The 24,907-nt window shown below is 46.1% G+C and carries 23 protein-coding genes; 14 read left to right on the top strand and 9 right to left on the bottom strand.

The features are described 5' to 3' along the window. Positions 1-8: 8 nt before the first annotated feature. From catE to lnrN, 10 genes are all read left to right on the top strand, one after another. Entirely contained in the window at positions 9-866 is an 858-nt protein-coding gene (gene catE, locus KHQ79_RS16025) for a catechol 2,3-dioxygenase (protein WP_225516022.1), read from the top strand. A gap of 93 nt (positions 867-959) precedes the next feature. Beyond that, a complete protein-coding gene (locus KHQ79_RS16020; protein WP_225516020.1) occupies positions 960-1,904 on the top strand; it encodes a helix-turn-helix transcriptional regulator in 945 nt (314 codons plus the stop codon). 173 nt (positions 1,905-2,077) lie between these two features. Next, positions 2,078-3,526 (top strand): sugar porter family MFS transporter, encoded by a 1,449-nt coding sequence (locus tag KHQ79_RS16015; protein ID WP_225516018.1) that lies wholly within the window; start codon positions 2,078-2,080, stop codon positions 3,524-3,526. A 27-nt stretch (positions 3,527-3,553) separates the two neighbouring features. After that, positions 3,554-4,495 (top strand): sugar phosphate isomerase/epimerase family protein, encoded by a 942-nt coding sequence (locus KHQ79_RS16010; protein ID WP_060398194.1) that lies wholly within the window; start codon positions 3,554-3,556, stop codon positions 4,493-4,495. Positions 4,496-4,504: 9 nt separating this feature from the next. After that, positions 4,505-5,686, top strand: a complete 1,182-nt coding sequence (locus KHQ79_RS16005; protein WP_225516271.1) for a Gfo/Idh/MocA family protein — start codon at positions 4,505-4,507, stop codon at positions 5,684-5,686. 122 nt (positions 5,687-5,808) lie between these two features. Then, entirely contained in the window at positions 5,809-7,011 is a 1,203-nt protein-coding gene (locus KHQ79_RS16000) for a sensor histidine kinase (RefSeq protein ID WP_032732195.1), read from the top strand. Next, a complete protein-coding gene (gene lnrK, locus KHQ79_RS15995) occupies positions 7,008-7,670 on the top strand; it encodes a two-component system response regulator LnrK (protein WP_003239759.1) in 663 nt (220 codons plus the stop codon). The genes KHQ79_RS16000 and lnrK overlap by 4 nt, the downstream gene beginning before the upstream one ends. A 143-nt stretch (positions 7,671-7,813) precedes the next feature. Then, positions 7,814-8,749, top strand: coding sequence for a linearmycin resistance ATP-binding protein LnrL (gene lnrL / locus KHQ79_RS15990; protein WP_225516016.1), 936 nt, complete (start codon positions 7,814-7,816; stop codon positions 8,747-8,749). 12 nt (positions 8,750-8,761) lie between these two features. After that, a complete protein-coding gene (lnrM, locus tag KHQ79_RS15985) occupies positions 8,762-9,952 on the top strand; it encodes a linearmycin resistance permease LnrM (RefSeq protein WP_225516014.1) in 1,191 nt (396 codons plus the stop codon). 14 nt (positions 9,953-9,966) lie between these two features. Then, on the top strand, positions 9,967-11,124 hold the full coding sequence (lnrN, locus tag KHQ79_RS15980) for a linearmycin resistance permease LnrN (RefSeq protein ID WP_225516012.1): 1,158 nt from the start codon (positions 9,967-9,969) through the stop codon (positions 11,122-11,124). A 36-nt stretch (positions 11,125-11,160) separates the two neighbouring features. Here lnrN and KHQ79_RS15975 read toward each other — a convergent pair whose 3' ends face one another. Continuing rightward, positions 11,161-11,760 carry a GNAT family N-acetyltransferase gene (locus KHQ79_RS15975; RefSeq protein ID WP_003239751.1) on the bottom strand — a complete coding sequence of 200 codons (600 nt, stop codon included), beginning with the start codon at positions 11,758-11,760 and terminating at the stop codon, positions 11,161-11,163. 51 nt (positions 11,761-11,811) lie between these two features. Further along, a complete protein-coding gene (gene padR / locus KHQ79_RS15970; RefSeq protein ID WP_060398201.1) occupies positions 11,812-12,360 on the bottom strand; it encodes a transcriptional regulator PadR in 549 nt (182 codons plus the stop codon). 284 nt (positions 12,361-12,644) lie between these two features. Here padR and estB point away from each other — a divergent pair, with 284 nt between their 5' ends. Beyond that, a complete protein-coding gene (gene estB / locus KHQ79_RS15965) occupies positions 12,645-13,277 on the top strand; it encodes an esterase EstB (protein ID WP_225516010.1) in 633 nt (210 codons plus the stop codon). A gap of 198 nt (positions 13,278-13,475) precedes the next feature. Here estB and KHQ79_RS15960 read toward each other — a convergent pair whose 3' ends face one another. From KHQ79_RS15960 to KHQ79_RS15945, 4 genes are all read right to left on the bottom strand, one after another. Continuing rightward, positions 13,476-14,129 (bottom strand): TetR/AcrR family transcriptional regulator, encoded by a 654-nt coding sequence (locus KHQ79_RS15960; RefSeq protein WP_019257816.1) that lies wholly within the window; start codon positions 14,127-14,129, stop codon positions 13,476-13,478. A 74-nt stretch (positions 14,130-14,203) separates the two neighbouring features. Next, a complete protein-coding gene (locus KHQ79_RS15955; RefSeq protein WP_225516008.1) occupies positions 14,204-14,842 on the bottom strand; it encodes an NAD(P)H-binding protein in 639 nt (212 codons plus the stop codon). Between the two features lie 16 nt (positions 14,843-14,858). Next, positions 14,859-15,866 (bottom strand): ABC transporter permease, encoded by a 1,008-nt coding sequence (locus tag KHQ79_RS15950; protein ID WP_225516006.1) that lies wholly within the window; start codon positions 15,864-15,866, stop codon positions 14,859-14,861. Continuing rightward, positions 15,863-16,582, bottom strand: coding sequence for an ABC transporter ATP-binding protein (locus KHQ79_RS15945; protein WP_225516004.1), 720 nt, complete (start codon positions 16,580-16,582; stop codon positions 15,863-15,865). Before KHQ79_RS15945 ends, KHQ79_RS15950 begins: the two co-directional genes overlap by 4 nt. Before the next feature lie 596 nt (positions 16,583-17,178). Between KHQ79_RS15945 and KHQ79_RS15940 the strand changes: the two genes are divergently transcribed. Both KHQ79_RS15940 and bstA read left to right on the top strand, forming a co-directional pair. Beyond that, on the top strand, positions 17,179-18,267 hold the full coding sequence (locus KHQ79_RS15940; RefSeq protein ID WP_003239744.1) for an acyltransferase family protein: 1,089 nt from the start codon (positions 17,179-17,181) through the stop codon (positions 18,265-18,267). Between the two features lie 133 nt (positions 18,268-18,400). Continuing rightward, positions 18,401-18,937 carry a bacillithiol transferase BstA gene (gene bstA, locus KHQ79_RS15935; RefSeq protein WP_225516002.1) on the top strand — a complete coding sequence of 179 codons (537 nt, stop codon included), beginning with the start codon at positions 18,401-18,403 and terminating at the stop codon, positions 18,935-18,937. On the opposite strand, the gene KHQ79_RS15930 is transcribed toward bstA, so the two are convergent. Both KHQ79_RS15930 and KHQ79_RS15925 read right to left on the bottom strand, forming a co-directional pair. Further along, positions 18,934-20,490 carry an MFS transporter gene (locus KHQ79_RS15930; protein WP_225516000.1) on the bottom strand — a complete coding sequence of 519 codons (1,557 nt, stop codon included), beginning with the start codon at positions 20,488-20,490 and terminating at the stop codon, positions 18,934-18,936. The two genes, bstA and KHQ79_RS15930, sit on opposite strands and share 4 nt — an antisense overlap. 111 nt (positions 20,491-20,601) lie before the next feature. Next, positions 20,602-21,084 (bottom strand): MarR family transcriptional regulator, encoded by a 483-nt coding sequence (locus KHQ79_RS15925; RefSeq protein ID WP_003239733.1) that lies wholly within the window; start codon positions 21,082-21,084, stop codon positions 20,602-20,604. A 172-nt stretch (positions 21,085-21,256) separates the two neighbouring features. Here KHQ79_RS15925 and mprF point away from each other — a divergent pair, with 172 nt between their 5' ends. After that, positions 21,257-23,827 carry a bifunctional lysylphosphatidylglycerol flippase/synthetase MprF gene (gene mprF, locus KHQ79_RS15920; RefSeq protein ID WP_119913581.1) on the top strand — a complete coding sequence of 857 codons (2,571 nt, stop codon included), beginning with the start codon at positions 21,257-21,259 and terminating at the stop codon, positions 23,825-23,827. A gap of 17 nt (positions 23,828-23,844) precedes the next feature. Here mprF and KHQ79_RS15915 read toward each other — a convergent pair whose 3' ends face one another. Then, positions 23,845-24,822, bottom strand: a complete 978-nt coding sequence (locus KHQ79_RS15915) for an ABC transporter substrate-binding protein (RefSeq protein ID WP_060398210.1) — start codon at positions 24,820-24,822, stop codon at positions 23,845-23,847. Between the last annotated feature and the right edge of the window lie 85 nt (positions 24,823-24,907).

Raw genomic sequence — 24,907 nt, 5'->3', positions numbered from 1 at the left:
CATACAGCATGACCAGCATTCATGAGGATACAAACATTGGCTATGTCAAACTCACAATCCGCAGTCTGGAGCGCTCCCTTCAGTTCTACTGTAACGTCATCGGCTTTCAAGTCTTAAAAAAGACGGATCGCCAAGCCGAACTATCGGCTGACGGAAAACGCGTCCTGCTTGTTCTCGAAGAAAATCAGAGCGCCGTCGTCTTGCCTGAACGGTCTGTGACGGGCCTCTATCACTTTGCAATTCTTCTTCCGAACAGGAAGGAACTTGGTATCGCGCTCGCCCGCCTGATTGAACACGGCATTGCCATCGGACATGGGGATCATGCTGTCAGTGAAGCACTCTACCTGTCTGATCCTGATGGAAACGGAATTGAAATGTACGCTGACCGCCCCCGCAGCACGTGGCAGCGTGATCGTGAAGGAAACTACGTCATGACGACAACCGCTGTTGACATTGAGGGTCTTCTTGAAGTGGCCGGAGATGAGCGGAAAGCAGCGCTTCCGAACGATACAATTATCGGACACATTCATCTGCATGTCAGTGATTTAAACGAAGCAAAAGCGTTTTATACGGATGTGCTGGGCTTTGATATTGTCGGAAACTATGCGGGCATGTCTGCTCTCTTCGTTTCAGCCGGAGGCTACCATCATCATATCGGCTTAAATATTTGGGCGGGAAGAAACGCGCCGCCTAAACCGACAAATGCCAGCGGACTAGACTATTACACGGTTGTCCTGCCTCATCAAGAGGAACTGGATCGAGTGGCAGACCGAGTCAAACGTGCCGGATATTCGATCGAAGAAAAGGAAAACAGCTTCCGGGTGAAAGATCCTGTTTCCGGCGCCCATATTAGATTTGTGATTTGACTGTAATCCCTTTGCCGAAAAAACGGCAGGGGGATTTTTTATTTTTGTCCGCCTTGTTATGATGGGAGAACCAACTTGTTAGGAGGCGTTTACATGGAACTCAATCACCTTGTGACGGGCAAAATAGCATTAAATCAATATGTGCATCGCTTAGAGCAAAAGGATGTTTCATTTTACGTCCACTATTGGGGAGCGATGACGAACCACTATAACACACTGCTTCATAAGCATTCCTTTTATGAAATTTGTTACGTCGTAAGAGGTGAAGGATATTACCTTGAAGGCGATCGTACATATCCGCTTCGTGAACAGACGATTTTTTTGTCAAAGCCGGAGCATTTGCACCAAATCAAAAGTGAAACAGGGCTGTTCCTTTTTTACGTCGCTTTCGAGCTGAGCGAGGATCAGTCAAGCGCCGAATGGATCAAAGTGATGGAAGAAGTGAAACAAAGCCCCTTTATCACAATGCAATTGAAAGATGGCGAACCGCCGGGCCTGCTTTGGAAAACGTTAATGCTGCAAGCAGCGCACCCTGTCGATGCTTTTGACAAAGAGATCCTATCTCATTTGTCGCATGCATTGATCCTGTCATTAATCCAAACCTTTCTCCCGTCCGCCCATCGTCCGAAACAAAAGCAGCCCATTCACACATCTTCTGCTTTGCTGACAGAGGTGAAACTGCACATAAAAGACAATCTGTCACAGCCGTTAAAGCTGACGGATGTTGCCAGCCACTTTCATATCTCAGGGAGGCACTTATCACGTTTATTTGCAGCAGAACTGGGCGTCAGCTACTCAGAATTTGTCCAAAATGAAAAAATAAACAAAGCTGCCGAGCTGCTGAAATCAACGAATCTATCGATTAAAGAAGTAGCGGAAGAAATCGGTTTCTCAGTACATTATTTCACTCGCGTCTTTTCCGCTAAAATCGGCAGCTCTCCAGGGCTTTTCCGCTCCCTTTATAAAGACTCAAAAATGACCGCATTTCAAATCAATAAATCTTTTCAAAAAATCGAACAGGCCAAGCCGCACGAATAAGATGTCCTGAAATGACAAAACAATGTCTTCATAAGATAAAGACGCGAGAAATCTCGTTGTCTTATAATCTCTTTAGAAAGCGGTTACAACAATGAATGTTCTGAAGGAGGGATGCATTGGCTTATGCTTGGTGTCGGGTGCTCTGCCATTCTTGAAAGAAGGGGAAGAAAGCCGTGAGTACAAAAAAGAAAGAGGCTGTAAAAGAAAAAGAAAGCTTAGCTCATAAAGGGCTTTTACGAACGATTACATTGGTATCTACATTCGGCGGCCTGTTGTTCGGTTATGATACGGGTGTCATTAATGGGGCACTTCCTTTTATGGCAACTGCAGGTCAACTCAATCTTACACCTGTTACAGAAGGACTGGTTGCGAGTTCCCTGCTTCTCGGGGCAGCCTTCGGGGCGATGTTTGGAGGACGTCTGTCCGATCGGCACGGCCGCCGAAAAACGATCCTTTATTTAGCCTTACTCTTCATCGCAGCCACACTTGGCTGTACCTTTTCACCAAACGCGTCCGTGATGATTGCCTTTCGTTTTCTGCTCGGACTGGCGGTTGGCTGCGCTTCTGTAACGGTTCCAACCTTTTTAGCGGAAATTTCGCCGGCAGAACGCAGGGGACGAATCGTGACACAAAATGAACTGATGATCGTAATTGGCCAGCTGCTGGCATACACCTTTAACGCCATTATCGGCAGCACAATGGGGGAGAGCGCAAATGTATGGCGGTATATGCTGGTCATCGCGACACTTCCGGCTGTTGTGTTATGGTTCGGAATGCTCATCGTGCCTGAAAGCCCGCGTTGGCTGGCGGCTAAAGGCAGAATGGGTGACGCTCTGCGGGTGCTTCGGCAAATCCGTGAAGACAGCCGGGCACAGCAGGAAATAAAAGAAATCAAACATGCGATTGAGGACACAGCAAAAAAGGCCGGCTTTCATGGTTTTCAAGAGCCGTGGATCAGACGCATTCTATTCATTGGGATCGGAATCGCCATCGTACAGCAAATTACCGGTGTCAATTCGATCATGTACTATGGGACAGAAATTCTGAGAGAAGCCGGTTTTCAAACAGAAGCTGCATTAATCGGCAATATTGCAAACGGTGTTATTTCAGTTATCGCGGTCATTTTTGGGATATGGCTTCTCGGCAAAGTCCGCCGCCGGCCCATGCTGATCATCGGACAGATTGGCACGATGACAGCCCTTCTGCTGATCGGGATTTTATCCATTGTCCTTGAAGGAACACCCGCCCTGCCGTATGTTGTGCTGAGTTTGACCGTTTTGTTTCTTGCGTTTCAGCAGGCTGCCATTTCTACGGTGACGTGGCTGATGCTCTCGGAAATCTTTCCTATGCATGTGCGGGGGCTTGGCATGGGGATCAGCACCTTCTGCTTGTGGACAGCTAACTTTCTCATTGGATTCACCTTTCCCATTTTGCTCAATCATATTGGGATGTCGGCGACATTTTTTATCTTTGTCGCTATGAATATCCTAGCGATTCTATTTGTGAAAAAATATGTGCCTGAGACAAAAGGGCGGTCACTTGAACAGCTTGAGCATTCCTTTCGCCAGTATGGCCGCCGCGCTGATCAGGAAATCCAAAATCAAACAACTCACTTATCGTAATCTGCAGATACCAGGAGGAATCTATCAATGAAACTATCTTATGTAACAGACAGCTTAGGACATTTGCCTTTTGAAGAAATGCTCGATTTTGCCGCGGAGCTTGGCATTGATACGCTTGAAATGACAACCGGAGGCTGGTCGCCTGCGCCTCACTTGAATCTTGATGAACTGCTGCAAAGCAGCCACAAAAGAGAAGAGTTTTCAGCAGCGCTGGAAAAGCGGAATATGACACTTTGCGCTTTAAACTGCTCGGGGAATCCTTTGGATCCAGGCGAACTGGGCAAATTGCACAGAGAAGTAACGGCCAAAACGATGGAGTTGGCTGGATTATTAGGCGTCAAAAAAGTGATCATGATGAGCGGCCTGCCAGCCGGCGGCCCGGACGACAAAGTGCCGAACTGGATCACATACACAGTGAGCTGGCCTCCCGTTTTAAAAGATATCCTCAACTATCAATGGGAAGATGTTGCGATTCCTTATTGGAAGGAGCTTGTCCAAAAAGCGGAAGCCTGCGGTGTTGAAAAAATCGCGCTTGAAAATTTCAGCTCTCAATTAGTCTATAATCCTGAGACTCTCTTTCGGCTCAGAAATGCAGTCGGCCCGATGGTCGGTTTGAATCTTGACCCGAGCCATTTATTATGGATGGGCGCAGACCCGATCATCGCGGCAAGGGAGCTCGGAGAAGCCATTCACCATGTTCACGGAAAAGATGTCAGAATTGAAAGACATTTAGCTGCAGTTAACGGGCTGTTAGAAACAAAAGAAGTGACAGATCCTGCAAACCGGGCATGGAATTATGTAGCTGTCGGCTGCGGACAGGATTTACAGTGGTGGAAGGAATTTTTTTCAGTCGTAAAAATGATGGGGTATGACGGTGAGGTTTCCTTAGAAATGGAGGACTTAACGATGTCACCGGAAGCGGGCATCCGCACATCGATAGAAGCTTTAAAACAAACCATCAGCCAATAGGAGGTTTTTCTGATGCTAAATGGAGAAAGAATCATTTCAAAACCGCTGCGCTGGGCAATGGTAGGCGGCGGGCGGCTCAGCCAGGTTGGATATAAACATCGTATTGGAGCGCTGAGAGACAATACTGCCTTTCAATTAACCGCAGGCGCCTTTGATATCGATGCCGGAAGAGGAAAAGACTTCGGGGTGAACCTCGGAGTGGATGCGGAACGCTGTTATCCCGACTATCAAACAATGTTTGCGGAGGAAGCGAAAAGAGAGGACGGCATAGAGGTTGTATCGATTGCCACTCCGAACGGCACTCATTATGAGATCTGTAAGGCGGCGCTTGAAGCAGATCTGCATGTCATCTGTGAAAAACCGCTGTTCTTCACTTCAGAAGAGGGCTATGAAATCAAAGCGCTCGCAGAGAAAAAAGGGAAAATTGTCGGCGTGACATACGGTTTTTCCGGCAATCAAATGCTCCTTCAAATGCGTGCGATGATTGAGCAGGGCAAGATCGGCGATATTCGTGTGGTTGACTTGCAGTATACACACGGTTTTTGTGCAGCAGATGAGGGCGAAAACATAAGCGCTGCACAGAAATGGCGTGTCGACCCTGCGATCGCCGGGCCAAGCTTTGTGCTGGGCGATTTATCTACCCACACGTATTATATGTCGCAGCTCATTATGCCGCAGATGAAAATCAAAGAGCTGCTGTGTGACCGCCAGAGCTTCGTCGGCAGCCGAGCGCCGCTGGAGGACAACGCACATGTGCTCATGCATTATGAAAACGGAGCGGTCGGAACGATGTGGACATCATCAATCAATGCCGGATGTATGGATGGCCATAGAATCCGGATTGTCGGCTCAAAAGCAAGCATCGAATGGTGGGACAGCAAGCCAAACGAACTGACGTATGAAGTGCAGGGAGAGCCGATTCAGACACTCGTTCGCGGCATGCCGTATTTAGACGGTGCGTGCAGTGCTGATGAACGTCTGGGCGCCTTACACAGCGAAGGGCTGTCAGACGCGTGGGCCAATATTTATCTTAAGTTTGCCGTTGCGATTGATGCGAAAAACCGCGAAGATGAAGAAACCTTGAACAACTTGGTGTATCCTGACATTGATGCAGGAATCGAGGGCATCCGCTGGATTGAGAATTGCGTGCGTTCAGCAGACCAAGGATCAGTCTGGGTTGAATTCAAATAAATAAGTGGAACCGCCGCATATGACATAAAGCCATATGCGGTTTTTATTTTCCAGAAACTCCTGTCAAAAATGACCTGAGGCAGGTATGATAAGAAAGGAATTGGGTAACGGGAGTGATGAGCGTGAAGGCACTTATATTTACTAGGATTTTCACCTTAATGGTAAGTTGTTCGGTTTACTTTTTTCTTGTAAAAGATGACCGCTGGTTTGAGTATTTGTTCATCGCTGGCGGTGCGGGTGTGTTCTTAGCAAATCATCTCTTATTAAGAGTAGAGAAATATGCCGTTATTTTTTGTCTGATTGATATTGCAGTTGGCTTTTCATTCGGTTTTATATTTCCGGGTACAGGTTTATATATCACATTGCTCAGCCCGGTTGCTGTTACCTTTTTTTTGAAAGGGTTTGACCGGAAAACAGTATGGTCTGTCCTTTGTTTTTGTTTTATCATGTGGCTGATTGTGCTCATTCGTACATATCGTATGTTCGGCGATGAATATGTGATGGATCATTGTATCAGCATGACATTCGTTGTCTTTTGCGGAGTTGTCGGTAAATTAATCCGCAAGCTGTTGGATACGCAGGAAACGGCAAAACAGCAGTTTCAGGAACTGACGGAGTCACACTTGGCGCTGTCTGCTGCGCACCAGGAGCTGCATTTATATGCGAAGCAGGTTGAAGAGCTGACTGCCATTCATGAGCGGAACAGAATGGCAAGGGACATCCATGATACAGTCGGGCACAAAATGACGGCGCTCCTCGTACAGCTGCAGCTTTTGCGTGAATGGCAAAAAAGAGACAGCCAAAAAGCGGAGGAGACGGTCGGGGTATGTGAAACGCTTGCCCGCGAAGCGCTTGATGATGTCCGCTTATCAGTGCGCACCCTGCAAACGGAAAACGAACCTTCGTTAATCGAAACGTTGAAACAGCTGACAGAAGACTTTTACAAAAATGCGGGAATCACAACCGATTTTGCGGTCAGCGGTGATCCGGCGATGATCCCGCTGTCTCTTCATCCGACTCTGGTCAGAACGGTGCAGGAAGCACTGACCAATGCTAAACGGCACGGCGGTGCCACGGCCTGTTCGATCCAGCTTGCCTGCGCACCGGACAGCATCAGCCTTGTCATTAAGGATGACGGAAAAGGAAATCCCGACGCGGCACTCGGCTTTGGTCTCTTGAACATGAAAAAGCGGGCAGCGGAGCATGGCGGAATGATCCGCTTTGAGAGCGAACGGGATCAAGGATTTACTGTGATCGCCAAATTTTCACTGGCTAATAAAAAATGGAGCTTCGGGCCCGCGCAGCAAAAGGAGAGTTTATCATGATTAAGATCATCATTACCGACGATCAGGATATCGTCAGAGAAGGGCTGGCATCGCTGCTTCAGCTCAGAGAAGAGCTTGATGTGATCGCAACAGCGCGAAACGGGCAGGAAGCCTTCGAAAAGGCGAAAGAACTTGAGCCCGATATTGTGTTAATGGACATCCGAATGCCGGTTTCCAACGGAGTTGAAGGGACAAAATTGATTACAAGCTCGCTGCCCGGCGTAAAGGTTTTGATGCTGACGACCTTCAAGGATTCAGAGTTGATTGCTGAAGCGCTTGAAGAAGGAGCGAGCGGGTACCTGCTAAAGGACATGTCAGCCGATACGATTGTAAAAGCGGTGATGACTGTTCAATCTGGGGGTATGGTGCTTCCTCCGGAACTGACTGCCCAAATGCTGAATGAATGGAAGCGTGAAAGACAGCTGAAAGGAATAAACGAGAAAGAAAAACCTAAGGAGCTGCACGACCTGACCGATCGTGAAATGGAAGTTCTCGCTGAGCTGGGGTACGGGCTGAATAACAAAGAAATTGCCGAGAAGCTGTACATTACAGAAGGCACAGTGAAAAATCACGTTTCGAACATTATCAGCAAGCTGTCTGTCAGAGACAGAACCCAAGCCGCCATCTATTCAGTCAGATATGGTGTATCTGTCTTTTGACATATGACGTTCAGCATATACATTTCTCTGAAAAGGCCTTTTACAGGTCTTTTTTTCATGCCTTATGTTCTATCCGGCGCTACATGCCGCACGCCCTTCTTTTTTCTACAATGGCAATGGGATTAAAAAAGGAGTGAAACGACGTGCTGCAAGCAGAAAACATCAAAAAGGCCTATGGGAAAAAAACAATCGTGAAAGGCATTTCTTTTTCCCTCCAAAAGGGGGAGTCGTTCGGGCTGCTCGGGCCAAACGGTGCGGGGAAGTCCACAACCATCTCGATGATTTCCGGCCTCGTGCCGCATGACAGCGGGAACATCACAGTGGGCGGCTATGTCATCGGAAAAGAAACAGCTAAAGCGAAACAAAAAATCGGCGTTGTCCCGCAGGAAATTGCTTTATATCCGACGCTGACGGCCCACGAGAATCTTATGTTTTGGGGGAAAATGTACGGACTTACGCATGGCGAGGCCAAAAAAAGATCGACAGAGGTCCTTGAATATGTCGGTCTGACTGAGCGGGCCAAAGATAAAATTGAAACGTTCTCCGGCGGGATGAAACGGAGAATCAACATCGGTGCCGCCTTAATGCACAAGCCTGAGCTGCTGATCATGGATGAACCGACTGTCGGAATCGACCCTCAATCGAGAAATCATATTTTAGAAACGGTGAAACAGCTCAATGAAACGGGCATGACGGTGATCTACACGAGTCATTACATGGAAGAGGTCGAGTATTTATGCGACCGGATCGGCATTATTGATCAGGGAGAAATGATTGCGATCGGCACAAAAACCGATTTGTGCAGCCGCCTTGGAGGCGATACCATCATTCAGCTCATGGTCAGCGGAATTGATGAAGCGTTTCTTTGTGCGATCCGTTCCCTGGCCCATGTGAATGATGTGACAGTACATGAGTCAGAGCTCAAAATTGACATTGCTGCGGCTCATCATGAGAAAGTCGTCACCAGTTTGCTTGCGGAAGCCGCTGCCCATCATACAAACCTGCTGTCTCTTCAGGTGCAGGAACCGAATCTGGAGCGCCTGTTTCTGAATCTGACCGGCCGCACTTTGCGGGATTAAGGAGGGACGGCTATGAAAAAAAGCATATCGATCGCATGGAAAGATGTCAAAATCAGAATCACGGACAGAAAAGGGTTTATGATGCTTATCTTAATGCCGCTGATCCTGACCTGTATTTTAGGGGCGGCGCTCGGATCGGTTGTTGACGGAGGCAGCCAGATTGACGACATCAAAGTCGGCTATGTCCAATCAGGCCAGTCAGATGCAGCGAACATGTTCAAAACAGATGTGCTCAAAAAAATGAAGTCGATAAAGGTCACACAAGCCAGCAGTGAAGAAGAGATGAAGAAACTGCTTGATGAAAAGAAAATCGATGTCGGTATCGTTATCCCGAGTCATTGGGAAGCCGGCAAAACGTCAGCTTTTGTCTATGCTGACCCTGATCAAACATTAAAAAGTTCCATCATCGAAACAGCCGCCGGCTCTTTTATAGAGCAATATAAAGCGGTTCGGGAAGCCGCGTCAGCCTCAATGGACTTCGTCAGCAAAACGTCAGCTGTAAAGCAAGGAAAACTTGATCCTTCACAGATTGCAGAAAAGCTGGTAAAGACGCTTGAAAAAGAAACGGGTGACAAACTGACTATTGCGGAAAAATCAGTCGGCAGCAAGGCCGTTACGAGTTTTCAATACTATTCGGCGGCAATGCTTTGCATGTTTATGCTGTTTCATATGACAGTCGGGGCGAAATCATTCTTACAGGAAAAGGATACGGAGACGCTTGCCAGAATGCTGATGACGCCTGTGCAAAAATACGCCATTCTCTTCGGAAAATGGCTTGGAACCTATCTGTTTGCCATCATACAATTTTTTATTTTTCTGATCGTCACGATCAATGTATTCGGTGTGGACTGGGGTGATAATCTGCTGTTTGTGAGTGTACTCGGGCTTTCATACGCTGCAGCTGTATCCGGCATTTCCATGCTGCTTGCGTCGTGCATCAGCGATATGAAATCGGCCGATGCGATAGGCGGCTTCGGCATTCAATTGCTTGCGGTTCTCGGCGGGTCCATGCTGCCGTTGTACCAATTTCCTGACTTCTTACAGTCTGTATCCAAAGCGGTACCGAATCGATGGGCGCTTGACGGCTTTCTTTCTATAATGGAAGGGGGAGGCTGGGCTGACCTTCAAAAGCCTGTGCTTCTTTTTGCGGCGATCGGCCTTTGTTCGCTCGTGCTTGGTATCAGACGGCTTCATACAAGATAAGGAGGTACACCAAGGTGAAAAAAATCATAGCCATTTGCGGCATTGAGCTTTCTCTCATTTTCAAGAAACGGCAGAACTATTTGATGATGTTTGCTGCCCCGCTTTTGCTGACCTTTGTATTTGGGGGGATGCTCGGCGGCAATGACGACAAGCTGCTGCTTGCGATCGTTGATCAGGACGACACGATTCTCTCGCAGCATTACATTCGGCAGCTGAAGTCACACGATGATATGTATACATTCGAAAACATGTCTGAAAGCAAAGCGTCAGAAAAGCTGAAACAAAAGAAAATTGCCGGGATCATTATCATATCCCGCTCATTTCAGGCACAGCTGGAAAAAGGAAAACATCCTGAGCTGATCTTCCGCCACGGCCCGGAGCTGTCGGAAGCGCCGATGGCCAAACAGTACGCGGAAAGCACATTGGCAAAGCTCAATATTCAAGTTGCCGCGGCGAAAACGGCAGCTCAGGCAGCGGGAGAGAACTGGAAGGCGGCTTATAAAACGGTTATCGCCAAAGATCACGAAGATGCAGCGCCAGCCGTAAAGCGAAAGACGCTCAGCAATCAAAAAGAGGGTGCAGACGCAAGTGACATAGCTTCCAGAGCAGCAGGCTTTTCCATCCTGTTTGTCATGCTGACCATGATGGGGGCGGCGGGAACCATTCTTGAAGCAAGAAAAAACGGCGTCTGGTCCAGGTTGCTTACAGCCTCTGTCAGCCGAGCGGAAATCGGTGCTGGGTATGTGCTGTCCTTCTTTGTCATAGGCTGGATTCAATTTGGCATCTTGCTTCTCGCATCCCATTGGCTGTTTGGCATCAACTGGGGGAATCCGGCTGCGGTTATTGTGTTAGTGTCGCTTTTTCTGCTGACCGTTGTCGGCATCGGATTGGTGATCGCGGCCAATGTCAGAACGCCGGAACAGCAGCTTGCGTTCGGCAACTTATTCGTCATCGCAACGTGTATGGTAAGCGGAATGTATTGGCCGATAGACATTGAACCGACATTTATGCAGTCTATCGCTGAATTTCTTCCGCAAAAGTGGGCGATGAGCGGGCTGACTGAGATTATCGCTAACGGTGCGCACGTCACAGATATTTTCGGGATCTGCGGTATCTTGCTTGCTTTTGCAGCAATTACCTTCATAGTGGGGCTGAAAGCGCTCCGCGCCTAAAAAAACATCTGCCCCCGGGGCAGATGTTTTTCGCAATCATTTTGTTTTTTCTGTAAGTTGCAGTCTCTGTTCCAAATGCTGTTTCACGGACGGCCACTCACTGTCGATGATGCTGTAAAATACCGAGTTGCGGAATGTTCCGTCTTTTCTGATCATTTGGTTTCGCAATATGCCTTCTTTAACTGCTCCCAGCCGTTCAATGGCCTTTTGCGATCTGATATTCCGCTCATCTGTTTTGAACTGCACCCGAATCGTGTTCAGCTGTTCAAAGCAATACTGTAACAGCAAATATTTGCATTCAGTGTTGACCGATGTGCCCCACACTGAAGGGTGAAACCACGTCCAGCCGATCTCAAGGCTTCTTGCAGCAGATGACATATACAGAAATCGTGTCGTGCCGACGATTTTGCCAGTCTCGCGTTGAATAATCACGAATGGACATTCTGCACCCGAATCTTTCGCTTGCAGCGCTTCCTCAACAAAAGCCTCCATATCATGCAGCGTTCTGATGGTTTTCGGTAAATGCGCCCAGATGTTTTCATCATTTGCAGCTTCATATAAACCTTGAATATGGCTTTTATCCATCGGCACCACGCGGATCAGTTCCCCTGTTAATTCACGCAATGTCACCTTCAATTGTCCGTCCCCCCGCATTAAGTATCGGAGCAGCCAGAAGGCCGCTCCCGGTCAATTCTTATCTATCATGGCCAAAATTGACTCCAGCCAAGAAACATAATTTTTCTCCCGCTCCAGCGCTTTCGTCAGCACGAGATAGTGGCCGAAGTCCGGTGAAGAAAACGACATCGGCTCTGCTGAAGCCATAAGCTTTTCATAGCTTCCCTGCAGATCAGACAGCTTGGCCTTGCGTTTCAGCAGCTGGTCTGTGAACAAGTCGGAAGCCTCCTGCCGTGATAGACAAGAAATGAAATAAGCCTTCAGCATAAATTCATCCTTCACCGTCTCTGGTATCGGCTGGTGGCGGATCAGCCAGTCGTGCAGCTCCTGCTTTCCGCTGTCTGTCAGGGTGTACATTTTTTTCTCCAGCTTTGTGCCTTGAATTGTTGTCCGGAACGTGATAAATCCTTCATCTGTCAGCTTTTTGAGCTCAGGATAAATCTGACTGTGCTTGGCGCTCCAAAATTGGCCAAGCTCCTCTTTAAAATAACTCGTAATATCATATCCGCTCAATTCGCCTTTTCGCAAAAGCCCTAATATGGCGTATTTTAATACTCTCATGCTATCCTCCGTGTCTATGGCTGTTTCGCACAAAAGATGAGCAAGTGCTCATCTGTGATCCTAACTGCCTATTCTCCTTATTATAGAAAAGGGAGGAAGGGAACACAACCCGGTCTACTCGTGAAATGAAGATATAAGGTGTGTAATGATTTGAGAAGATATCGGATTCATTTCCATCGATCATAAAAAATGATATATGTAATTTTCTGAAAAAATATTAACTATATTGATGTTTTATGTATAATAGGAAATTGGTGGTATAAATATTTTAAGGGGGAATGAATGTGAAAAAAGTATTGATTACATTCGCTATCTGTTTATCGCTGATTCTATCTGTTCAAGCCGCTCCGCCGTCAAGCGCAAAAGCTGAATCAGTACATAATCCTGTTGTTCTTGTTCATGGAATAAGTGGTGCCTCATACAACTTTTTCGCTATTAAAAACTACTTAATTTCTCAAGGCTGGCAAAGCAACAAACTGTATGCAATTGATTTTTATGATAAAACAGGGAACAATCTAAATAACGGCCCGCAGCTCGCTTCATATGTTGACCGCGTTCTAAAAGAAACGGGAGCCAAAAAAGTAGATATTGTGGCTCATAGTATGGGAGGCGCAAACACGCTGTACTATATTAAATATTTAGGCGGGGGCAATAAGATTCAAAATGTCGTAACGCTTGGAGGGGCTAATGGTTTAGTTTCGTCAACAGCACTGCCGGGCACAGATCCAAATCAGAAAATCCTCTATACATCTATCTACAGTCTAAATGATGTAATTGTAATCAATAGCTTGTCTCGGTTACAAGGAGCAAGAAATATTCAGCTTTATGGCATCGGCCATATTGGCTTGCTTTCTAATAGCCAAGTTAACGGCTATATCAAAGAAGGATTGAATGGCGGGGGACTAAATACAAACTAATGCTTGAAAATCTACGGGTGATTTGAAACCTGCTGTTAGTTAATACAGCAGGTTTTTTTTGTTTTCTGATCGATTGAAATGAGGAGGAAGATAGAACGAAAACTGAGTTGATTTTTTGCAGGCTCTTATATGAGGTAAATACCTTCTAATACTATCCTAATTGTATATCGCAATTCTCAAAAAAAGATGAGCCAGTGCTCATCTTTTTTGTGTGACCCCGTACAAAATAAATTGAATCGTCCGCTCTTTTTCAAGCTCTTCATCCATTTCCTCTCCCATCAGCAAAAACCGGGTAATGATAAGTCCGATGATAGAAGAGATCGTCGTGCGGATGATGGTATCCGCCGGAAGGTCCCGCAGTTCGCCGGTGCTTTGGAAATGCTCGATAATGTGCTTGAACTTATCGTACACATGTTCATTGAAGACCTGCTTATACACATTTCTGAATTCTTCCTGGTAGAAGGCTTCCTGAATAAAGATCTTCAAAACGGGGAAGTGCTTTTTAACAAATTCAAAGCGGTTGTTCAGCATTTCCCGAATGAAGACCTCATATGACGGATAATCCTGCTCAAACACTTCTTTGCTGAAATTTTTGGCGAAAGCAGGGGCAACAACCTTTGTCACCGTTGGCATCACAATTGACAGCAGCAAATCCTTTTTCGTCTTATAATGCCTGAAAATCGTCCCTTCAGCAACGCCGGCTTTTTTGGCTATTTCGCTTGTGGATGTCGAGGCAAATCCTTTTTCAGCAAACATTTCAATAGCCGCACTCAGAATGTGCCGCTGTTTTTCGCTCATTTTTATTTGTTCGCCTTCTATATGCAATAATTCTTCAAGAGATTTCGCATCCATTGTTCGTACTCCTTCTGAAAGCCTGTTCCCTTTATTATAGAAAAGGCGGACAGGGAACACAACCAATCCCGCGGTTAATTTGAGATAAAGGGTGTTTTTTGTGAAAAGGAATGATCCTCAATCTGCTGAACTAAAAATGCTGCAATATCTAAATTGGTGATTCTCATTCCCGGCGAATTGAAGAAATCAACTTTTACAGCGCCCTGAGTCTGAGCATCTGTTACAAAAGGAAGTCGGACAAGCGTCCAATCCAATCCGCTGCGTGATAATATATGAAGCTCTTTCTTTTTATCGGCAATCATTTGCGGATAGAGGAGGCGAAAGAGAAGCGCGCCTATTCTATAAACCAATGATTTTCGGTCACCTTCAATATCTAACGAAGCGCCAGTCACTCCGATATATCTGTCTATGTTGTATTCTTTCATGACAGTAACGATGAGTTCTGTCACTGTACTGTATAACGGGACGGCTCTTTCAGGCTGTCCGAACGTATTGGCGACGGCGCTGCATCCTTCCAGCAGCGTGCGGATGCTTTGCGGGTGCTGGGCATCTCCGCGAATGACATCAATTCTCTCGTCAATGTGGGGGTGCCGCTCCGGCTGCCTGACGAGCATACGGACTTGATAGCCTTTTGCAAGAGCCTGGCCGGCTATAAAACGGCCTGCTTTACCCGTCCCTCCGATAATGGCGATTTTTTTACTATGATTTGTCAATCATAAAACACCTCTTTTACAGTCTTCGATATTTTTTCAGAATGAGAATGTTTAAGAATGCGAATAAAATGGTGAAGCCCGCCAAGATAAGAAGATCATTTGCGATCTCTGACATGCCTTGGCCTTTCATCATAATCAGCTTCAAGGCGTCTGCTCCGTAGTACAGAGGCATGATCTGCTGCAGTGACTGAAGCCAGCCGGCCAGACTATCCATCGGAAAAAGACCTGAGAAAAACACCTGCGGCACAATGACGAGCGGGACAAATTGAATCAGCTGAAGCTCGTTATTGGCAAACGCTGATAAAAATGTGCCAAGCGTTAAAGCCGTCAAAGAAAGCATTACCGTTACGATTAACACAAGCCAGAACGATCCGCCCTGATACAATCCAAGAATTTGAACAGCATACCAAGTGATCAACACAGATTGGAGGGTTGTAAACAAGCCAAAGCCTAATCCGTATCCGGCGACAATTTCCCAGCGGTGCAGAGGTGTTGAGAGGATCCGGTCAAGCGTGCCGTTCGTCCGTTCTCTTAAAAAAGAAATCCCTGCGATTAAAAAAACAAAGAAGAAAATAAATAAGCCGATTAGTGTCGGACCGGTATAATCAAACGTGCTCAAATCCTCTTTGCCGTAGGCATAAGAGACCTCTGCTGGCTGTTTTTGCTGACTGCCTCCAGTTGTAATGATCTGAAGCAATTGTTTGTTCTTAGACTGGCTGCCATCAAGTGTCACTTTCATATGCTGATTTGTGAATGAAATAAATGCGTCTAGCTGTTCATCATCTATATGCTGTTTTGCATGGGTATTCGAAAATTCTGTCACTTTGATATCTTTTTTCTCCAGTTGCTGCGTCATTTCGTCCGGCAGATGATACCCTCCGACATGAAATGAGTCCTCCTTATGATCAAGGATGAGGTGAACCAAAGTCAAGACCAAAAGCGGAGCCAGCAGCATCAAAAGCAACGTTCGTTTATCCCGGTAAAATTGCAGAATGATTTTTACGGCAAGTACAGTCACTCTCATGTTGCACTCCCTCCAGAAAGAAGAAAGACATCTTCAATAGATGCTGCTTTGTATTTATTCACCAGTTCTTTAGGCGAACCGCTGTCAATCATTCGGCCATCCCTGATCAGTCCAAGGCGGTCGCATTTTTCAGCCTCATCCATAACATGTGTCGTCACAAGAATGGCGGCTCCGTTTTCTTTCAGACGGCCGAGTTCACCCCAGATCGACCGGCGCAAAACGGGATCAATTCCGACAGTGGGCTCATCAAGAGCAAAAACGTCCGGCTCGTGAACGAGTGTTATCGCAAGGGACAGCCTTCTTTTCATCCCTCCGGAAAAAGCACTTACTTTCTTCTCGGCATGTTCAGTCAAGTCAACCAAGTGAAGAACTTGATCCATCCGTTCACGCTTTCGTTTTCCTTTCATTCCAAACAGCCCGGAAAAAAATGAAAGATTTTCCTTTGCGGTCAAGTCTTCATAAAGCGCGTCAGACTGGCCCATATAACCGATCCGATGAAACATGTTCAAATTTGGCATCGGTGTTCCGCACACAGCAACTGTGCCGGTGGATGGCTTCAGTATCCCGATCATCATTTTAATCAGTGTTGTTTTTCCTGATCCGGAGGGGCCCAGCAATCCAAAGATTTCTCCCTGATTCACAGAAAAGGTAAACGGCTCTAAAACAGTTTTGCTGCTGAATCGTTTGCTGACATCTCGCATTTCTATTACGTCCATATTGATCTGCCTCCTTATTTATTTAAGTGAGTAATCACTCATTAATAAATTACCACGAACAGGGAAGGTTGTAAAGTGAGTAATCACTCACATCAAAATGAAGAATATCGTATTTGAAAAAGCTTAAAAGGGGTGAAGTTCACCAAATTTCGAAAGCCAGTCAGTCATATACACTGGTGGACTCTGAGGTATGGCGGTGAGATCAGGAGGTCTGATATGAAACATGAACGAGAAACCGAGGGCTGCTTCCTAAAGGGTTATAAAAAGCAAAATCGGCTCACGTGTTTTATACGGCTGATGCGCCCGCCTGGTATATGAAACGTGATGCTGATTGGATTATGATCAAGAAAGGCATTTTGCAATTTTTGCGGGATCAAACATGTGAATAGGACTTTGTTTTCACGTGTTAAACATCGCACCCTGAATGTTCGGGACAAATGGCTGGAGAATGTCTACTAAAAAATCATGGATATGAATGGCTGCTAGTCTTTCATGCATAGAGAAAGATAAGACATCAGTCTCTTTTTTAAAATGAATCGTGTGTGTTAAGGTACAACCATCGATTTCTAAAAATTTGAAATAAAAGGAGCGCAGTTATGCAAATTAAAGAAATTTTTATGATCCGCTGCATTTCGTGCTTAAGTGTCGTCTTGCTCCATATCATTTCAATGGTCCTGATGCTTCAGGCAGAAGCTCTCGCAGATATTTCTCACACCGTAGATTCTTTCCGCACACTCCTGATGTTCAGCACGCCTGCCTTCATTTTCATCTCTGAATTTTTGCTGGCCCGTTCTTATCCTGATGGGGTGCCAAACGGTTTTTTAAAGAAGCGGGGAAAAGTGATTTTCGTTCCTTTTTTATTTATCGCGGCCATCGATGCACTGCTGATGACCAGTGCGATGGGGGGAGAGATCACCTTTCTCGCGATCGTGCAAAAGTATTTGGCGAACGTATTGTTAGGAAACTTTATCGGATACTTTATTCTCGTCATCTTTCAATTTTACATTCTGCATATGATGTTTCATGAGTATTTGAAAAAAGCATCGCCGAAATGGGTGCTGTCCATCTCATTTGTGGTGACAGCCGCCTATTTAAGCTATTTTTCAGCAGTCAGCCCGGCTCCCGCTTCAGAAGAGGGCGGTGGGTTTCCGTTCTTCTGGGTTCCGTTCGCAGGCTGGCTTTTCTACTTTTGTCTTGCCTACTATTGCGGAAAGGAGTATAAGCGCTTTTTAGCCTTGCTGAACCAATACCGCATAGTGATATACGGCGCCGCGCTAGCTTCTGCTGCGCTGGTTGTCACTGTTTCTTATGTCGGTGAAATCGGCATGATCAGCTCGAAACGGCCTGATATCATGCTGTATTCGACAAGCATGATTTTCCTGTGCTTTCACTTGTTTTCTAAAATGAAGCATGTGCCGAAAATCATTATGTTTATCAGCAACTATTCCTTTTCGATTTATCTGCTTCATGCTTATTTTATGATCATAGGCTACGTTTTGCTTTTAAATATGCCTGGAATTCCCGCCGTACCGGCTGTTCTCCTGTTGTTTGCCGTGTGCACAGCCGGCCCGATTCTGACCTCATGGGCACTGAATAAATTCAAATACGGTTATTTATTTGTGGGGAAGATCTATCAGCCAAAACAGAAGAAAGCCACATTAGAAGTGCGTGATCACGCAGGGTGAAAACAAGCGGCAGGAGAGAGGTTCCTGCCGCTTGTTGTATGTTTTTTACTGTAGAACTGTTTTAAATCATACAGCATGCACAATCTTTTTCTTGTAAAATAAAGGAGAAGATTGAACAGAAGGGAGAACATACATGACAACAGCCAATCTAAGCTATCCAATAGGAGAATACCAGCCGAGGGAATCGGTATCGAAGGAGCAAAAAGATGAATGGATTCAAGCGCTTGAAAAAGTGCCGGCCAAACTGAAGAAAGCCGTTGAAGGCATGACGGAAAGCCAGCTTGACACACCGTACCGAGACGGGGGATGGACCGTTCGGCAAGTTGTTCATCATCTGGCTGACAGTCATATGAACAGCTATATTCGGTTTAAATTGAGCTTGACGGAAGAGACACCGGCCATCCGTCCATATGATGAAAAAGCGTGGTCGGAGCTAAGGGACTCGAAAACAGCAGATCCAAGCGGTTCACTCGCACTTTTGCAGGAGCTTCACGGGAGATGGACGGCTCTTCTCCGCACCCTGACGGATCAGCAATTTCAGCGCGGCTTTTACCATCCCGATACAAAGGAGATCATGACCCTAGAAAACGCGCTCGGGCTGTATGTCTGGCACTCACATCATCATATCGCTCATATTACGGAGCTTTCCAAACGGATGGGGTGGTCTTAACGCTTTTGCCGGCGGAAAGCCGGAAGACTGATAGCAGCAATCACCAGCAGTGAAATCACAGCAGCGGCGGCATATAAATGATCATAGCCGCTGGCGACACTCGCATTAATGGCGTCGCTTATCGCGGTTTTGACTTCAGGCACGGGAATCCGTTCGATTTGTTCTTGTAAAGAAGAAACATCAGAACTGTCGATCTCCGGAATCATCTGCATCGCCGTTCCTGAATGTCCGCTGTCCGATAAGCGGCTGCTGATTTCATCATCTATTTGGTCAAACCCGGCTGTGATAAAACCTGCATAAAGAGTAGGCGCCAATGTCAGTCCGATTTGCCTTACCAATGAAAGCGTGCCGAGTGCCGTGCCCTTATTCGTTTTAGCCGCCTCTGATACAAGGACGTTCAGCGGAGCGCCTAACAGGAAGCCAAAACCGATGCCAGCCGCTACACTAGCGATTACAAACTCCCATTTTTCCGTCACCCAGAGCGGAAATAAAGCAAATCCCGCACATGAAATGATGCCCGAAAGAATAACGGTTTTCACCGGCCCTTTTTTGTCGGTGAGCGCTCCGCCAAGCCAAGCGCCGATTCCGGAAGCTAACGCAAGCGGTGTCATCCAATAGCCTGCTTTTGCAGCAGGAACGCCCAAATACTGCTCAACATATGACGGGATAAAAATGACCGCCGCCAAGAGTCCGCCGGATAATAAACCGATGATAAGCGTGCGCTGAAACATGTGGTTTCTCAGCAGAGAATACGCCAAAATCGGATCGCCCCCGCGCATTTCAACCCTCTTTTCAAACGAGATAAGCGCTGTAAAACAGAGAATGCCAAAAACAATACATCCATACACTTCTGGATCTCCCAAGCTGTTTAAAAGATTTGCCCCGTCAAGATTCGTCATGCCGTACATCACAGCTAAAATCGACAGAGACAGAAGGAAAATTCCGGCCGTATCGAGGCGTTTAGCCTCAGGCGCTTTTGTTTCCGCAATAAAACATGCACCGAAAACAACCAATAGCACTGCAATCGGCAAATTAATCAAAAACAGCCAATGCCAAGACCCGGTCCAATCAAGCAGAAAGCTTCCAATATTCGGCCCGAGCACAGCAGCCATCCCGTTCATCGCGCCAAGCAGCCCAAGCGCCTTCCCCTGCTTTTCCTTTGGAAGGGTAGCAAGAATGTGCGAGCTGCCGATAATGAAAATCCCGCCGCCCCCAAGCGCCTGAATCAGCCGAGAGATCAGAAAGAGCGGGAAGCTTTGGCTCAAAGCAACAAGCAAAGAACCAAGTCCGAACAGGCAAACCTCAATGAGAAAGAGTTTCTTTCTGCCATAGCGGTCTGAAAGCTTTCCGACGATCGGCACACTGACGCTAAGACCGAGCGTATAGAGGGTAATGCCCCATGATCCCCAGGAAGGAGAAACGGCAAATGACTCGTTTATCGTTGTTAAAGCAGCCGAAATAATTCCGTTATCCAGCGCAGCCATAAACACACCAATCGTAAACAGGCTGATCGCCCACTTTTGGCTTTTCTGCTCTGACAATGCTTCAGACATATTCATCAACCCCTCTTTAATTCACTTTGAATATATTATTCATTTTAAGTGAACTAAATGTCAAATAAAAAAAGCCTGCTTCCGCAGTTTGCGGATGACAGACTTAAAGACTTATTCTTTTTTTGCATTCTCCAATGCTTTGGAAAGGATAGAAAGCCCTTCGGAAACCGCCTGCTTTTCTTCAGGAGACAGCAGCTCCAATGAACGCTTTAATTTCAGATGGCCCTTTTCATATAGACCCCGAAAAATATTTTTTGCATTCTCCGTCAACTGAACAACCACTGAACGGCGGTCCTCTTCAGAATGTGATCGTTTGACAAACCCTGATTTCTCAAGACGGTCAAGCAGCCCTGTTGTATTGGACAGGGAAGCCCCCATTTTTTCAGCAATGTCGCTGACCTTTAGTGTTCCATGGTTGTTTAATAGCATCATCACTTTCATTTGCGGCATGCTCATATCAAGCTTCATCCACTCGGACACATCACCGAGACCGGCTGAGGTTAAGACTTTCATATAGAGCACCCATATTTCCCGTTCCTCAGATGAAAGAATGTTTTCGTTTAACACCGTTGTATCATGTAAATTATATTCCATTTCATCACTTCCTCATCATTCGCTCCTCTTATCATATTACTCGATTTTCACTGCTGAAAGAAAGTGAGCAGAAACTGCATCAGGGACTTTGTCCGAAAAATAGAGGTAGTGTATAATGAGTTGGAGATTATTGGGGGAAGAAGATCGAACTAGAATATGATTGGAGAGACCATTGCTGATTAAAAAGAATGCTTTATCAATTTTAAAAATTGTTTTTCCTATTGCTGTTTTACTATTTGTTATTTATCAATCGAAAAAAGAACTGACAAATCTGTCATTCAAACGCACGCTCATGGTCATCAATGGGCTGGAACGAACGGACTTATTCATCCTTGTATTGATAGGCCTGCTGGCTGTTGCTGCCATGTCGCTGTATGATTACGTCCTGAAATACTCACTGCGTCTATCGATCACAAACGGAAAGGTATTCAGGGTTTCCTGGATCGCCAATTCATTCAATAACGTACTCGGATTCGGCGGTTTAGCCGGAGTCGGGTTAAGAATGATGTTTTATAAAGAGCATACGAAAGACCATAAGGCGCTAGTAAAAGGAATCGCCTGGCTTACATCATCTATGCTGCTCGGATTATCTGTTTTCAGCATTTTCGTCGCCGCACGAGTGCTGCCAGTGGATGAAGTGCTTCATGAAAAGCCTTGGCTGTGGGCAGTCGTTATCGGTTTCGCACTGATTTTGCCGCTATCCTTGGCGGTGTCTAAAATCAAAGGCCGCAAAGGCGGAGACGAAGAGAATGCGGAACAAGTGAAAAATCCGATTTTTGCTTATATTGGCGCTTCCGTTGCCGAATGGGTTATGGCTGGAATCGTCATCTATTTGTCTTTGTTCGCTATGGGCATTCATGCTGATATCAGGTATGTGTTCGGGGTATTCGTCATTGCGGCGATCGGAGGGATGATCAGTCTCGTGCCGGGCGGCTTTGGCTCGTTCGACCTTTTGTTTTTGCTCGGGATGGAGCAGCTTGGCTATCATCAGGAGGCCATTGTTACATCTATTGTTTTGTACAGGATCGTCTATTCATTTATCCCATTCGGCCTGGGACTGTTCTTTGCTGCCGGCGACCTGACTGAAAATACAATGAAACGGCTCGAAACGAACCCGCGCATCGCACCGGCAATTGAGACGACAAACGTTCTGCTTGTTGTCCAGCGGGCGATATTAGTGAGAATTTTACAAGGCTCACTTTCCCTTATTATATTCGTTGCAGGTTTGATTGTCCTGGCTTCAGTATCCTTGCCGATTGACAGGCTTACCGTCATTCCGCACATTCCGCGCCCGGCCCTTTTGCTGTTCAACGGCCTGTCCTTAAGCTCAGCGCTCATTCTGCTGATTTTGCCGATCGAGCTTTATAAACGGACAAAACGCTCCTATACAATGGCGATTACAGCGCTTGTCGGCGGCTTTGTGTTCAGCTTCTTAAAAGGACTCAACATCAGTGCGATATTCGTACTGCCGATGATTATTGTATTGCTTGTGCTTTTGAAAAAACAATTTGTCCGAGAACAGGCATCCTATACGCTCGGACAAATGATTTTCGCTGCAGCGCTTTTCACTGTGGCGCTCTTTAACTACAACATCATCGCAGGTTTCATTTGGGACCGGATGAAGAAGGTGCTGCGCCACGAATATTTCGTCCACAGCGATTCTCATATCACGCATGCGACGATCATGGCAATTATCATTGTGCCGCTGTTCTTCTTCATATTTACAATGGTATATCATAAGAAGACAAAACACATCGGGGAAAAAGCTGATCCCGAACGCCTTGCTTCGTTTTTAAATGAAAACGGAGGCAACGCGCTGAGCCATCTCGGCTATCTTGGAGATAAGCGGTTTTATTTTTCAAGTGACGGGAATGCACTGCTGATGTTTGGAAAAATCGCCAGAAGGCTGGTCGTACTCGGCGATCCGTCAGGCCAAAGAGAATCGTTCCCGCTCGTGCTGGAAGAATTTCTGAACGAAGCACACCAGAAGGGGTTCAGTGTTTTGTTCTATCAAATTGAACGAGAGGACATGGCGCTGTATCACGATTTTGGCTATAACTTCTTTAAGCTGGGCGAGGAAGCCTATGTGGACTTAAACACATTTACCCTCACAGGGAAGAAAAAAGCCGGCCTTCGGGCAATCAATAACCGGTTTGAGCGGGAGGAATATACCTTTCATGTGGATCATCCCCCATTTTCTGATGCGTTCTTGGAGGAACTGAAACAAATTTCAGATGAATGGCTCGGCTCGAAAAAGGAGAAGGGATTCTCGCTCGGATTTTTTGATCCTTCCTATTTACAGAAAGCGCCGATCGCCTACATGAAAAATGCAGAAGGGGAGATCGTTGCGTTCGCAAATGTCATGCCGATGTATCAGGAAGGAGAGATATCAGTTGATCTGATGCGCTACCGCGATGACGCCCCGAACGGCATTATGGATGCATTGTTCATCCGGATGTTTTTATGGGCGAAGGAGGAAGGCTGCACGTCGTTTAACATGGGAATGGCGCCCTTGGCCAATGTCGGCACCGCCTTTACATCCTTCTGGTCAGAAAGATTTGCCGCTATCATTTTTAATAATGTCAGATACATGTACAGCTTCAGCGGCCTCAGGGCCTTTAAAGAAAAATACAAACCGGAGTGGCGCGGCAAATACTTGGCGTACCGGAAAAACAGATCTCTTTCTGTCACCATGTTCCTCGTCACGCGGCTGATCGGAAAAAGCAAAAAAGACTCCGTCTAACCAGACGGAGTCTTTTTTTATTTCGCCTTTAAGAAATAGGTTTCAATATCATCAAGCAGGTAGTTTGCGGCTTTAATTCCGCCTGCGGTTGTCCACACGACGTCATCGACTTCATGGGCGTTACCTGACTTCACGGCCTTCAGGTTTTTCCATAGTGAACTGCTTGTCCACTGATTGGCCCATTTTTCATTTTCTTTTGCATTATCGGCTTTATAAGTGAAATAAAACAGCACATCAGCATCCATATCAGGAATAGATTCTTTACTGTCTGTTGAGAATGTAAATTGGTCCTTTTGTTTTTTAAACAGCTCCACTTGTTTTTCAGGGCGTTTGAAGCCAAGCTGGTCTAAAATAATCCCAGGGAATGAATCGGTATAATAGATTCTTGACTCGCCGGATAAAAAGCGTACGACAGAAACGGTTTTGTTTGTCTGGTCGCCAAGCTTGTCTTTCAAATCAGAAACGCGTTTATCAAAATCGGCAATAACTTCCTTGCCTTTGTCCGCCTTATTCACCGCGTTGGCGTATAGAGTCAGGTTATCCTTCCAGTTCCCAGCCAAAGATTCAGCGAAAACTGTCGGCGCAATCGCATTTAACTGATCATAAATTTTTTCCTGGCGCACTTTGTTTCCAATAATCAAATCAGGCTTTAATTCTGCGATGGCTTCCACATTCGGTTCCGTTTCAAGACCGACGTTTTTAACACCTTTCATGTCATCTTTCAGATAGTCATACCACGGATCGCCCTTCCATGACTTTACGGCTCCGACCGGCTTAATGCCAAGCGCTAAGAGCGCCTCTGTTCCTTCATTAGTTAAAACAACAATCCGTTTTGGATTGGCGGGAATGTTGTCTGATGTCCCCATTGCATGTTTGACCGTTCTTGTTTTGCTGCTTGACCCCTCGCTGTTACTTGAACTTTCTGAACTATTACAGGCAGAAAGTACCATAACGGCCATTAAAAATACGAATAGCATGCTGATATGCTTTTTCATCTTTTTCCTCCCAATATTGAAATTCATTATCATTTAGATCATAATAAGCAGTGTTAAGAGTGTCAATCCCTAATTGAGGATTATT

This window comes from Bacillus sp. TSO22 (assembly GCF_020223595.1).
Classification (GTDB): Bacteria; Bacillota; Bacilli; order Bacillales; family Bacillaceae; genus Bacillus; species Bacillus inaquosorum.
Note: the sequence above shows the minus strand (reverse complement) of the source record. Positions and strands in the feature narration are given on the sequence as shown.